14 protein-coding genes are annotated in these 12656 nt (G+C 68.3%); 7 read left to right on the forward strand and 7 right to left on the reverse strand.

Features of this window, described 5'->3' with window-relative positions; all coding sequences use genetic code 11:
* The first annotated feature begins 66 nt into the window (after positions 1–66).
* From mobA to ACGTNG_RS06140, 7 genes are all read left to right on the forward strand, one after another.
* Positions 67–684, forward strand: coding sequence for a molybdenum cofactor guanylyltransferase MobA (gene mobA, locus ACGTNG_RS06110; protein ID WP_394576111.1), 618 nt, complete (start codon positions 67–69; stop codon positions 682–684).
* Positions 681–1265 carry a molybdopterin-guanine dinucleotide biosynthesis protein B gene (gene mobB, locus ACGTNG_RS06115; RefSeq protein ID WP_394576112.1) on the forward strand — a complete coding sequence of 195 codons (585 nt, stop codon included), beginning with the start codon at positions 681–683 and terminating at the stop codon, positions 1263–1265. Before mobA ends, mobB begins: the two co-directional genes overlap by 4 nt.
* Complete coding sequence (moeA, locus tag ACGTNG_RS06120; protein WP_394576113.1) at positions 1262–2545, forward strand: molybdopterin molybdotransferase MoeA; 1284 nt, start codon at positions 1262–1264, stop codon at positions 2543–2545. The genes mobB and moeA overlap by 4 nt, the downstream gene beginning before the upstream one ends.
* Before the next feature lie 13 nt (positions 2546–2558).
* A complete protein-coding gene (gene moaC, locus ACGTNG_RS06125; RefSeq protein WP_394576114.1) occupies positions 2559–3419 on the forward strand; it encodes a cyclic pyranopterin monophosphate synthase MoaC in 861 nt (286 codons plus the stop codon).
* Positions 3420–3422: 3 nt separating this feature from the next.
* Positions 3423–3878, forward strand: a complete 456-nt coding sequence (gene moaE / locus ACGTNG_RS06130) for a molybdopterin synthase catalytic subunit MoaE (protein WP_394576115.1) — start codon at positions 3423–3425, stop codon at positions 3876–3878.
* Entirely contained in the window at positions 3875–4867 is a 993-nt protein-coding gene (gene moaA, locus ACGTNG_RS06135; RefSeq protein ID WP_394576116.1) for a GTP 3',8-cyclase MoaA, read from the forward strand. Before moaE ends, moaA begins: the two co-directional genes overlap by 4 nt.
* A 260-nt stretch (positions 4868–5127) precedes the next feature.
* Positions 5128–5418 carry an H-NS family histone-like protein gene (locus tag ACGTNG_RS06140; RefSeq protein ID WP_394576117.1) on the forward strand — a complete coding sequence of 97 codons (291 nt, stop codon included), beginning with the start codon at positions 5128–5130 and terminating at the stop codon, positions 5416–5418.
* A gap of 201 nt (positions 5419–5619) precedes the next feature.
* Here ACGTNG_RS06140 and ACGTNG_RS06145 read toward each other — a convergent pair whose 3' ends face one another.
* From ACGTNG_RS06145 to ACGTNG_RS06175, 7 genes are all read right to left on the reverse strand, one after another.
* Complete coding sequence (locus tag ACGTNG_RS06145; RefSeq protein WP_394576182.1) at positions 5620–7242, reverse strand: ribonuclease J; 1623 nt, start codon at positions 7240–7242, stop codon at positions 5620–5622.
* 466 nt (positions 7243–7708) lie between these two features.
* Positions 7709–8470, reverse strand: a complete 762-nt coding sequence (locus tag ACGTNG_RS06150; protein ID WP_394576118.1) for an amino acid ABC transporter ATP-binding protein — start codon at positions 8468–8470, stop codon at positions 7709–7711.
* Positions 8467–9141: an amino acid ABC transporter permease gene (locus ACGTNG_RS06155; RefSeq protein WP_349757823.1), complete on the reverse strand. Its 675-nt coding sequence runs from the start codon at positions 9139–9141 to the stop codon at positions 8467–8469. Before ACGTNG_RS06155 ends, ACGTNG_RS06150 begins: the two co-directional genes overlap by 4 nt.
* A 17-nt stretch (positions 9142–9158) precedes the next feature.
* A complete protein-coding gene (locus ACGTNG_RS06160; RefSeq protein WP_394576119.1) occupies positions 9159–9926 on the reverse strand; it encodes an amino acid ABC transporter substrate-binding protein in 768 nt (255 codons plus the stop codon).
* 128 nt (positions 9927–10054) lie between these two features.
* The gene (locus tag ACGTNG_RS06165) at positions 10055–10813 is read right to left on the reverse strand and encodes a M15 family metallopeptidase (protein ID WP_394576120.1); all 759 of its coding nucleotides are present in this window, start codon (positions 10811–10813) and stop codon (positions 10055–10057) included.
* Between the two features lie 4 nt (positions 10814–10817).
* The gene (locus ACGTNG_RS06170; protein WP_394576121.1) at positions 10818–12095 is read right to left on the reverse strand and encodes a TRAP transporter large permease; all 1278 of its coding nucleotides are present in this window, start codon (positions 12093–12095) and stop codon (positions 10818–10820) included.
* The gene (locus ACGTNG_RS06175; protein WP_394576122.1) at positions 12092–12583 is read right to left on the reverse strand and encodes a TRAP transporter small permease; all 492 of its coding nucleotides are present in this window, start codon (positions 12581–12583) and stop codon (positions 12092–12094) included. The genes ACGTNG_RS06170 and ACGTNG_RS06175 overlap by 4 nt, the downstream gene beginning before the upstream one ends.
* Positions 12584–12656 lie beyond the last annotated feature (73 nt).

The raw sequence follows: 12656 nt of genomic DNA on the forward strand, positions 1-12656 counted from the left end.
GCATGGCACCCGTCAGCGGGCTAAGGCATCATGGGGACTGACACGATCGAATCGTCAGGAGAGCCCATGATCACCCGAGAAGCGCTCACCGGCATGATCCTGGCCGGCGGCCAGGGCCGCCGCATGGGCGGACGCGACAAGGGCCTCGAGCCCTTCGCCGGCCGTCCGCTGGTGGCCCATGTGCGCGAGCGACTGGCGGGGCACGTCGCCGAGGTGCTGATCAACGCCAACCGCAACGTCGAGCGCTACCGGCCGCTGGCCGATCGCGTGGTGACCGACGCCGAGGGTGGCTATCAGGGTCCCCTGATGGGCATCTACAGCGGCCTGCGGGCCGCGACCACGCCCTGGCTCGTCGTCACGCCCTGTGACACCCCGGCGCTGCCCGAGGATCTGGTCGAGCGCCTGGTGGCGGGCATCGGTGAGCACGACATCGCCGTGGCCTTCGATGGCGAGCGCCTGCATCCGGTGGTGGCGCTGATCCGCACCTCGCTGGCCGATGACCTCGCCGCGGCCCTGGCCGATGGCGAGCGCAAGATCGACCGCTGGTACGCGCGCCACGCCTGGTGTCGGGTGGATGTCCGCGACTGCCCCGATGCCTTCGCCAACCTCAATACCGATGACGAGAAACAGCGCCTGGAGCGCGCCCTCGGCGAGGCGGCGCCGGCGACGAGAGTGAGCCCATGAGCGAGCGCGTGCCGGACCGCCTGCCCTTCGACGACGATCTCCCGGTGCTCGGCATCGCCGCCTGGAGCGGTACCGGCAAGACCACCCTGCTCGAACGGCTGCTGCCGAGCCTGGGCGAGCGCGGTCTGCGGGTGGCGGTGATCAAGCATGCCCACCACGCCTTCGACGTCGACCAGCCCGGCAAGGACAGCCATCGCCTGCGCCAGGCCGGCGCCTCGCCCATGCTGGTCGCCTCCCGGGCGCGGGTGGCGCTGATGATGGAGACCCCGGGGCGCGAGGAGGCCGACCTGGCCGAGCTGATCGAGATGGTGCGCCCCCAACGTCCCGATCTGGTGCTGGTGGAGGGCTTCAAGGCCTGGCCGCTGCCCAAACTGGAGCTCCATCGGCCCGAGGTGGGCAAGCCGCTGCGGGTCGCCGAGGATCCCTGGGTGCGGGCCGTGGCGAGCGATGCGACGCTCGCGCTCCCCGAAGGCGTCGACGCGCTGGACCTCAACGATCTCGAGGCGCTCGCCGACTGGATCGCCGCCTGGCCCGCGCGCTGGCCGGCCCGCCAGTGCCCGCGAGAGGAGGCCGTGTCATGACGCTCTCCTGTTTCGATCTCGGCGAGCGGATGCTGACGGTGGCGGAGGCCGGCGAGCGCCTGGCGACCCTGGTCGAGGCGCCGCTGCCCGCCGAGCGGGTCGCCCTCGCCGCGCTCCACGGGCGCGTGCTGGCCGAGGACGCGGTCTCGCCGATCGACGTGCCCCAGAACACCAACGCGGCCATGGACGGCATCGCCCTGGCCTGGCCCGACGCGGCCGCTAGGCCCGGCGAGTGGCGCCTGGTCGGCGAGGTGCTCGCCGGCACATATCGCGGCCAGGCGCTGCAGGCCGGGGAGTGCGTGCGCATCACCACCGGCGCCCCGCTGCCGCCGGGCGCCGACACCGTGGTCATGCGCGAGCAGCTCGCCGAGCCGCTCGATGATCAGCCCTTCAACGAAGAGCAGGGCGAGGCCGTGGTGATCGACCGTCCCGAGCGCGTCCGCCGGGGCCAGCACGTGCGTCGTGCCGGGGAGGATATCCCCCGCGGCCATCGGGCGCTGCCTGCCGGCACGCGGCTCGGCGCCGCGGAGCTGGGGCTGCTGGCCTCCCTGGGGCTGGCCGAGGCCCTCGTCCATCGTCGGCCGCGGGTGGCGGTCTTCTCCACCGGTGACGAGGTCATCGCCCCCGGGCAGCCGTTGCCGCCCGCCGGCATCTATGATGCCAACCGCCACACCCTGGCGGGCCTGCTGGTCGAGCAGGGCGCCGAGCCGATGGATCTCGGCATCCTGCCGGACGATCGCGAGGCCATGGAGGCCGCGCTGCGCGAGGCCGCCGAAATGGCCGATATGGTGATCACCAGCGGCGGCGTCTCGGTGGGCCAGGCCGACTTCACCCGAGCGGCGCTGGAAACGGTCGGCCGCCTGGCGTTCTGGCGCATCGCCATCCGCCCCGGGCGCCCCCTGGCCTGCGGCCTGCTGGGAGCACGTGGCGTGCCCTTCCTGGGGCTGCCGGGCAATCCCGTCGCGGTGATGGTCACCTTCCTGCAGTTCGTGGCCCCGCTGCTGGCCCGGCTGCAGGGACGAGGCGCCGTCGGCCCCCGGCGGCTCACCGCCATCGCCGACGAGGCCCTGAAGAGCCGACTCGGCCGGACCGATTTCCTGCGCGGGATCTTCCACGCCGCCGACGATGGCCGCCTGCACGTGACGAGCACCGGCGCCCAGGGGTCCGGTATCCTCTCCTCGATGGTGGCGGCCAACTGCCTGATCGAGCTCGCCGACGACCGGGAGGGCGCGGCCCCCGGCGAGGCGGTGAGCATCCAACCCCTTCACCGATTGCCTTGAGGCGCTACTCCCCATGTCCCTGACCCACCCGTCCCTGACCCATCTCAACGCCCGCGGCGAGGCGCACATGGTCGATGTGGCCGACAAGCCGGAGAGTCGCCGGGAAGCCTCGGCCTCCGGGCTCATTCGCATGCGGCCCGCGACCCTGGCGCTGCTCGCCGAGGGCGGGCTTCCCAAGGGCGACGTGCTGGCCACGGCGCGCATCGCCGGCATTCAGGCCGCCAAGCGCACCCACGAGCTGATTCCTCTCTGCCACGCCCTGGCGCTCTCCAAGGTGGCCATCGATTTCGGCCTCGACGAGCACAACGCCTGCGTGCACGTCACCGCGACCTGCCGCCTCAATGGCCGCACCGGTGTGGAGATGGAGGCCCTGACCGCGGTTTCCGTGGCCTGCCTGACCCTCTACGACATGTGCAAGGCCGTGGACAAGGACATGGAGATCGGCGCCATCCACCTGGAGACCAAGACCGGCGGCAAGTCCGGCGACTACCGGCGCGAGGCGCCAGCGGTGCCGGCGGCGCCGGCCACCTCCGTCCTCGAGGCCGCCACGGCGCCCATCGTCACCGGCGAGGGGGCCGCCGGGGAGGTCTCGGTGGGCACGCGCTGCGACATCGCCGCCCCCTGCATCCGGGTCAAGTGCCTGGCCGAGCTGCGCGAGCGCCTCGGCGTCGGCGACGTCTCGGTGCCCTTCAACGACCTGCCAAGCGCCGACGTGGCCGGGCTCAAGGCCGCGCTCAAGGCGCAGGATCCGAGCTTCGAGGGGCTCGATCAGGGGCGCGTGCTGTGCGCCGTCAACCAGGTGATGGCCGGCGATGCCACGCCGTTGACCGACAACGATGAGGTCGCCTTCTTTCCCCCGGTTACCGGAGGCTGAGTGATGATACGCGTGCAGCGAGAGACCTTCGACGTCGGCGCCGAGCAGCGCGCGATCCTCGACGGTCGCAGCGATGTCGGGGCGGTGGTGAGCTTCACGGGGCTGGTGCGCGACTTCAACGAGCGCCCCGAGGTGCAGGCGTTGACCCTGGAGCACTATCCGGGGATGACCGAGGCCGCCCTCGAGGAGATCGTGCAGGAAGCCGAGGGTCGCTGGCCGCTTCAAGGGGTGAGCGTGATTCATCGGATTGGACGCCTGGCCCCCGCGGACCCTATCGTGTTGGTAGTGGTCGCCAGTGCCCATCGACGAGCCGCCTTCGAGGCCTGCGACTTCATCATGGACTATCTCAAGACCCGCGCTCCCTTCTGGAAGAAGGAGCACACGGCCAGCGGGGACTATTGGGTGTCGGAACGCGACGGCGATCATCATGACGCCCGTCGCTGGGAGTGTTCTTCATGACCGATGAGCTGATCGACGATTTCGGCAGGCGGGTGAGCTACGTGCGCATCTCGGTCACCGATCGCTGTGACTTTCGCTGCGTCTACTGCATGAGCGAGGAGATGACCTTTCTTCCGCGGGCCCAGGTGCTGACCCTCGAGGAGCTGGCGACGGTGGCGCGCGCCTTCACCGAAATGGGCGTGGAGAAGATCCGCCTGACCGGGGGAGAGCCCCTGGTGCGTCGCGACATCGATCGCCTGGTCGACGATATCGGCGCACTGCCCGGTCTCAAGGATTTCGCCATGACGACTAATGGCGCGAGCCTGCCGAAGTTTGCCGGCCGCCTGCGCGACGGGGGGCTCAAGCGGCTCAATATCAGCCTCGATTCCCTCGACCCCGAGCGCTTTCGTCGCCTGACCCGAACCGGCGACCTGAACAAGGTCATCGCGGGCATTCGGGCCGCCCGCGAGGCCGGCTTCGAGCGCATCAAGCTCAACGCGGTGATCCTCAAGGGACGCAACGACGACGAGGTGATCGATCTGGTCGACTTCGCTCGCGCCGAGGGACTCGACATCAGCTTCATCGAGGAGATGCCGCTGGGCGATGTCTCCGACCACTCCCGGGCCGAAACCTTCTGCTCGAGCGACGAGGTGCAGGCGCTTATCCAGACGCGCCATGAGCTGATTCCCACTACCGAGTCGACCCCCGGGCCGTCGCGCTACTTCAAGATGCCCGATAGCGACTCGCGCGTCGGCTTCATCTCGCCCCACAGCCACAACTTCTGCGACACCTGCAACCGGGTGCGTGTCACCGTGGAGGGGCGCCTGCTGCTGTGCCTCGGCAACGAGCACTCCGTGGACCTGCGTGCCGTCCTGCGTCGTCATCCCGGGGATATCGAGGCCGTGAAGTCGGCCATCGTGCGCGCCATGCCGCTGAAGCCGGAGCGTCATCACTTCACCACCGATGGCGATGTCCAGGTGGTGCGCTTCATGAACATGACCGGGGGCTGATCCGCCGTTCAGTAAAATCAGGCGATGCCGGCAGGGCTTTTTCGGGCGACACCTCGGTGTCGCCCGCTCTGTTTTCGTCCCGCTAATCGCCGCACCGCGTCACGTATCCCGCTCGTTTGCCGTGGCGTATCGGTGATCTTTTTGCTCCCTCAGCGCCTCGATTTTTGCGCCATGCTTCTTGCCAATGTGGCATCAGTGCATATACTTTTGACGTGTTACATTCCTTTGCGACATTCCAACATTCGGCATGGAGACCGCCAATGTCCAGCGAAACCCTGGAGCGCATCGCCCGCAACAAGAACGTGGCTCGTGCCGCGGCACGCCAGCTCAGCATGGAGCAGCTGCACAAGCTGGCCGAGGTCATCGGTGAGGTCATCGAGCAGAAGAAGGACGAGGAAATTCAGCGCCAGGAAGAGGAAGCCGAGAAGGCCAGGAAGCTCGCCGAGATCCGCGAGCAGATCAACGAAGCCGGCCTTTCCCTGGATGATCTGGTGACCGAACAGCCCACGCGCAAGCGCGGTCGTCCGCCGAAGAACGCCAACAAGTCATGAACCGCTTTCTGCCGCGCCTCTTTCTCGAGGCGCGGTGAGGATTTTTCGAGCGCCACTCACCGGCCGCTCCTCACTTCGTCGCCAACCGTTTCCCGTGCTCATGTCGACAGCGTCGGTTCGACGCTTCGACATGCCAGGCGATGCACTGCCTCCGCTTTATTCGCGTTGCCAGCCTCTTCTGCCCACCACAAGCCGCCGGTCTTACCCTCTCGGCAACTCCGCTTCCACGGCGAGGATCTGCAGGTGCACCTCGGGAACCCGGTGCAGGTGATCGGCCAGCCAGCCGAGCATCCTGGGCTGCAGCGCCAGGCGCAATTCCGCCAGGGAATCCACTTCGATCTCGTCGAGGCAGTCATCCAGCCAGTCGGCGAAATCGGTCTCGTCCATGGGGCTCGCCTGGCTGGCATCGAGCATCAGTCGGCCGATCCGCGTCCAGCCGGTGTCGGTGGCGGCCACCGAGAGGGCGAGATAGAGGCTGCCGTGGCGCGCGCGCTGCCCGCCATCGCCGCCGCCGAGGCCCGGCAGGGCGGCGACCGCATCCTGGCTGACGATGTGCGGCTGCTGGGGGTGGCGCGCCGTGAGGGAGAGGCCGTTGGCATCCAGGCGAATCAGGTCACCATTGGTCGGGATCACCGGGGCCTGGATGCCCAGCGACGTCGCCAGCGACTGGTGGGCCTGCTGGTGACGGGCCTCGCCGTGAACCGGCAGCAGGTGGCGCGGCTTCACCCAGCCGTAGAAGGTGCGCAGCTCCTCCTCGGCCGGGTGACCCGAGGCGTGCAGTTCGGGATGATTGTCCTCGTCGAAGAGGCTCACGCCGAAGTGCCGTAGCCCGGCCTTGAGGCGCTGGATCAGCCGCTCGTTGCCGGGAATCGCCTTGGCCGAGAAGATCACCGTGTCACCGCTCATCAGCTCGAAGTGGGAGTGGCGACCCTGGGAGAGGCGTGACAGCGCCGCCCGGGGCTCGCCCTGGCTCCCGGTGGCGATCACCAGTACCTCTTCGGGCGGCAGGTAGCCGAGATCGGCGACCGGGACCAGGGGCGGCAGGTCGTCCATGTAGCCCAGCTGGCGGGCCACGCCGACCATGCGCTCCATGGAGCGCCCCATCAGGCTGACCCGGCGTCCGCAGCGCCGCGCGGCGCGGCCGATGGCCAGCACCCGGGCCAGGTTGCTGGCGAAGCAGCTGACCACCACGCGGCCCTCGCACTGGGCGATGGTGCGGGTCAGGGCCTCGGCGACCTCGCCCTCGCTGCGCGAATGGCCCGGCAGCGGGGCGTTGGTGGAGTCGCCCACCACCAGGTCCACCGGGGCGATGGCGCGGAAGGTGGCGGCCGAGATCGGCGGGCCGATCAGCGGCTCGGGATCCAGCTTCCAGTCGCCGGTATGCAGCACCCGATGCTCGCCCGCGGCGATCAGCAGCGCGCAGCTCTCGGGAATCGAGTGGGTCAGCGGCAGGAAGCGCAGGGTGAAGGGGCCGGTCTCCAGCGCCTCGCCGGGCTCTATCACCCGGATGGCGTCGGTGGCGAGCCCGCGCTCGACGAACTTGGCGCGCAGCAGGCCCGCCGCCAGCGGCGTGGCGTGGATCGGGCAGCCCCACCTGGGCCAGAGCCAGGCGGCGGCGCCGATATGATCCTCGTGACCGTGGGTGATGATCAGCGCCCGGGGGCGGATCGACAGCCGCTCGAGGGTGGAGAGGTCGGGGACCTGGAGCGGATTGTCCGGCAGGTCCTGGCGGATCATCATGCCGCAATCCACGGCGATCCAGTCGTCCTCACCGCCACTGTCGCCGTTTTTCCGCTCGCCGAAGCCATAGAGGCTGAGGTTCATGCCGATCTCACCACAGCCCCCCAGTGGCAGGAAATGCAGCGGCGGGCGGCGGCGAGGGCGGATCTGGACGCGGGGCTGTGGCATCGAGGAAGCGTGGGCCTGAAAACATGTACGAACACTATACGGGATGGCCGCCGCGCCTCACAACGCGACCATCCGGAGTGGCAGGGCTATCGCAGATAGTTTGACTGCTCGGTAGCTCGAGGCTGACCTGGTAATAAGCCTGCGAGCGGGGCCGGCCTTCCGGAGGCGCTGTGAACCCCTCCCTGGGCGCTACCGACGCCCTGCGTCGCTCTCGCATCCTGCTCCGCTTGCAGGACCGGTGCCGGCCATCCATGGCCAGCCCGTTCGGAGGAATCCTCCTCACCCCTGGCGTAGGACCTCCTCTTCGGCTTGTCCCCAGCGCCCTTGATTCAGTAACTGCGACAGCCCTGTCCGACAAGGGCCGTCAGGTTCCGGACAACGCCTACTCGGGGACGTCCAGGGCGACCTGGGTGGCCAGTACCTGGCGCAGGAAGTCCCGCGTGCGGGGGTCCTTCGGCGCGTGGAAGAGCTGATCGGGCGGCCCCTGCTCGACGATGCGCCCGCCCTCCATGAAGATCACCCGATCCGCCACATCCCGGGCGAAGCTCATCTCGTGGGTCACCACCAGCATGGTCTGGCGCTCGGCGGCGAGTTGCTTCATCAGGCCCAGCACCTCCTCGACCCACTCCGGGTCGAGCGAGGAGGTCGGCTCGTCGAAGAGGATCACCTCGGCCTGGGCCGCCATGGCGCGGCCGATGCCGACGCGTTGCTGCTGGCCGCCGGAGAGCGAGGCGGGGTAGGCGTCGGCCTTGTCGGCCAGGCCGATGCGCTCGAGGATCTCCCGGGCCCGCGCATGGGCGCGCTCCTTGGGCCAGCGGTTGACGACGATCAGCCCCTCGGCGATGTTCTCAAGCGCCGTCTTGTTGGCGAACAGCGCATAGTTCTGGAAGACGAAGGCGGTGCGCCGCCTCGCCGTCAGGATGTCGGCGCGGGTCGCCCGCGTGACATCTATCTCCAGGTCGCCGATGGTCAGCCGGCCGGCATCCGGGCGCTCGAGGAAGTTCAGGCAGCGCAGCAGCGTCGACTTGCCGGTCCCCGAGGGGCCGATGATGACGACGATCTCGCCCTGTTCGATGGCCAGATCGATGCCGTCGAGCACCGCCTGGCCGCCGAAACGCTTGATGAGTCCCTCTACCTTGATCATCGGCGATATGCCTCGTTCAGCCGGGTTTCCAGGCGCCGCTGGACCCAGGCCAGCAGCTCGACGATCACCCAGTAGAAGATCGCCACGGTGATGAAGGCCTCGAAGTAGAGGAAGCTGCCGGCGGCCTCCTTCTGGGTCGCGCCCATCAGCTCGGTGACCCCGAGGGTGAAGGCCAGCGAGGTCGCCTTGATCATGTCGATGAAGTAGTTCATCAGCGTGGGTACCGCGACCCGGGTGGCCTGGGGCAGCACGATGCGGCGCATCAGCTGGCCGTTGGTCATGCCGATGGAGAGCGCCGCCTCGGTCTGGCTGCGATCGACCCCGACGATGGCGGCGCGGATGGACTCCGCCATGTAGGCCGAGAAGTGCAGGGTCAGGCCCATGATGGTCGCGGTCACGCCGTTGATCTGGGTCAGGAACGCCAGCAGCTGGGGCAGGCCGTAGTAGAACAGGAACAGCTGCACCAGCAGCGGCGTGCCGCGGAAGAAGGAGATGAACAGCAGGGTGGCGGCGTTGAGGCCCGGGATGCGCAGCACGCGAATCACCGCCAGGCCGCAGGCCAGGATCAGGGCCAGTGCCATGCCCACGGCGGCCATCTGCAGCGTCAGCGGCAGGTAGCGCAGCAGGACGGGCACCAGCCCCAGCATGTAGTCGAGATCGAGCACGGACATGGCGGCGGCTCAGCCCCTCACGGGGTGGTGATGTCGGTGCCGAACCACTGCTCCGAGATCGCGCGCAGCTCGCCGGACTCGCGCAGGGTGGCGAGCGCGGCATCGACCCGGTCGCGCAGTTCGCGATCCGTCTCGGTGTCGCGGAACGGCAGGGCGTTGCGAATCTCGGAGAAGGGCTGGCCGGCGAGTGCCAGGGGCAGCGGCTTCTCCTTGATGACCTGGCTGGCGCTGACGCGATCCATGACGAAGGCATCGACTCGACCCAGGGCGGTGTCCTGCTCGATGTTGCTCTCGTAGGTGCGGATCTCGATCTCGTCGGCGTAGGGCAGCTCGTTCAGCAGCTGCTCATAGTTGGAGCCCAGGTTGACGGCGACCGTCTTGCCCTTCAGGTCCTCGACGCCTTCGATCGTCTCGTTGCCGGCCTTCACCACCACCTGAGCGCCATCGTAGACGTAGGGCTCGGTGAAGGCGTACTTGGCCTGCCGCTCCTCGGTGATGGTGATCTGGTTGGCGATGGTGTCGATGCGACCCGACTCGAGCATGCCGAACAGCCCCGAGAAGTTCGCCGTGACGAACTCGACCTCCACGCCCATCTCCTCGGCCACGGCCGTGAGCACGTCCACTTCGAAGCCCTGAAGCTTGTCCTGCTCGACGAAGGTGAACGGGAAGTAGCCGCCGGACATGCCGACCTTGATGGTGTGCTCGTCGGCCTGGGCCAGGCCGGCGGTGCCGATCAGGCCGGCGGTGAGGATCGCCAGGGTAGGGCGGGAAACGCGCTTGAGCATGTGAGGGCTCCTGGACAATTCGCTTGATGAGAGGGTCCGTCACGGGAGTGTGACGTGGATGGGCGCTCACACTAAAGAATAAGAAAGCGTTTTTCCAATAGCCTGTGGTTATGAATACTCAACGCGGCTTACCACTGGCGCTGCCAGCGACTCTCGATGGTCTCGAGCTCCGTGGGCCCGTAGAGCGCCTGCGGCTGGCCGCTGTAGTGGGCCCACAGCTGGTCGCCGGCATCGAAGTGCCACCACTCGCTCGGCAGGTTGGTGAAGCCCTGCTCGAGCATGGCGCCCACCAGGCGGCGGCGGTTGTCCCGCGCCTGGCGCTGGCGGGCATCGGGTCGATCGAGTTCCTCCAGCGCGACGGTGTGCGAGGCCGGCACGGCCTCGTCGAACAGCGTCCCCATGTCGAGCGCCAGGCCGTCGGCATCGCACAGCGTCACGTCCACGGCGCCGCCGGTGAGGTGCGGGCTCGGTGCGCTGCTCTCGCGACTGGGCACGGAGACGAACTCCCGGGTGCGCGCCAGCAGGGCCTCGTCGTCGAGGCTGGGATGATGGGAGCGGATCGCCTCCTGCAGGGTGTCGAACAGGTACTGCTGCACCCGCCAGGGGCGCCAGCCGTCGAGCACTACCAGCCCGAGTCCCGCGGGCAGCGAACGGGCCACGGCGAGCAGTCGGCGGTAGACCCCCTCGCGGACGTAGCATTCGTTGATCGCGCCGGGCACGTCCTGCTTGGCGTAGATCGGGAATGTCTTGATGCGCGAGGGCGCCAGGCTCAGGGGCACCAGCGGCTCGTCGCTTCCCGTGATGGGAATCCGACTGACCACGGCCCAGTCGGGCTCGGCCTGAGCGGTGATGGGAGAAGAGAGCGAGCGGTTCAAGGCGGTCTCCATGGGCTCAACCCAGTTGGGTGGGGAGCCAGAGGGTCAAAGAGGGGAACAGGATCAGCAGCAGCAGCACCAGGATCGCTGTCACCACGAACGGCCAGATGGTGCGAAACAGCGACACGATCTCCAGGCGGCTCACCGCGGCGGCGACGAAGACGCAGGCGCCCATGGGCGGGGTGATCAGCGCGATGGTGATGTTCAGGGTGATGATGATGCCGAGATGCACCGGGTCGATGCCCGCCATGATCGCTACCGGCGAGAAGATCGGCGTCAGCAGCATCAGGGCCGAGACCTCCTCCATGAACATCCCGGTGACGAAGGTGATCAGGCTCAGCAGCAGCAGGATCACTACCGGCTGCTCGATATAGGGGGCCAGCAGGGCCACGAACTCGTTGGGCACCTGGGCATAGGAGAGCAGCCAGCTAATGGTGGCCGAGGCGGCCATGATCAGGAAGATGGCCGAGGTCAGCCGGGTGGTGTCGACGATGGCCTTCCAGAACTCGGGGAGCCGCAGGTTGCCCTGGGCCAGGCCGCACAGCGCGACATAGAGGGCCGTCAGGGCGCCGGACTCCGTGGGCGTCACGAAGCCCATGACGATCCCCGAGACGATGATGAACGGCGCCACCAGGGCGGGCAGCGCGCCCAGGGCCGTGACGGCCAGCTCGCGTCGCGTGGGCAGTCCGCCCCGTTTCTCGAGCCCCTTGTGCCAGGCGTACCAAGCGTTCATGGCCATGAAGGCGACGCCCAACAGCAGCCCGGGAATCACGCCCGCGAGGAACAGGTCGCCGACCGAGGTGTTGGTCAGCGAGGCGTAGAGGATCATGAAGATGCTCGGCGGGATGATCGGCCCGATCAGCGAGCTGCCGGCCGTCAGCCCGGCGGCGAAGGCGGTGGAGTAGCCCTCCTTGCGCATCGGCGGCACCAGCAGCGAGCCCAGGGCCGAGGTATCGGCGACCGCCGAGCCGTTCACGCCGGCGAAGAAGACGCTGGAGACCACATTGACGTGGCCCATGCCGCCGCGCAGGTGGCCGACCAGAAGCTTGGCGAAGGCCATGAGCCGGTCCGTGAGTCGCGTCACGTTCATCAGGTTGCCGGCCAGGATGAACAGCGGGATGGCCATCAGCGAGAAGGCGTTGATGCCGCCGAAGAACTGCTGGGGCATCATGCGCGCGATCATGGCGGGATCGACGAACAGGAAGCCCACCACCGCCGTGACGAGCAGGGAGATGAAGAGCGGGAATCCCAGCAGGACATGGGCGAGAAACACCGCCAGCATGGTCAGGGTCATGTCGGTTCTTCCGTGAGCGTTTTCAGAGGCGCCGGGCCATGGCACAGGGCCTGCCAGGCCAGCAGGGCGAAGCCGATCGGCAGGGAGAGCATGGGCCAGGTCCGGCTGATGCCCAGCCCCTGACTGGTGAACATCGAGACCGACTGGGCGTAGCGGTAGCTGACGATGGCGGCGGCGACGGTCAGGCACAGCGTCAGGAGCCACTGGTAGAGATTGAGGAGCCGACACAGCCGGGGCGGCAGCAGGCTCTCGATCAGGGCGACACGCATGTGGCCGCCCTCTACCCACACCGCCCCGGCGGCGAGCAGCACGCTGCCGATGATCAGGAAGCGGGCCAGTTCGTCCGTCCAGATCGGGGCGCCGCCGGCCAGATAGCGCATGAAGACGCCGAAGAGGATGACCGCCAGGTCGAGCAGCAGCAGGCTGCTGGCCATCGTCAGCGACACGGACCGGGTGGTGGCCGGCACGCGAGGATTGATGAACGCCATAGGGGAGAGGTTCCGAAAGCTGTCATGGGGCAGGGGGTGGCCCCTGCCCGAACGGCGGAAAGTCGCGAGGTCG

It is taken from the genome of Halomonas sp. B23F22_3 (genome assembly GCF_043496965.1).
Taxonomy (GTDB): domain Bacteria; phylum Pseudomonadota; class Gammaproteobacteria; order Pseudomonadales; family Halomonadaceae; genus Halomonas.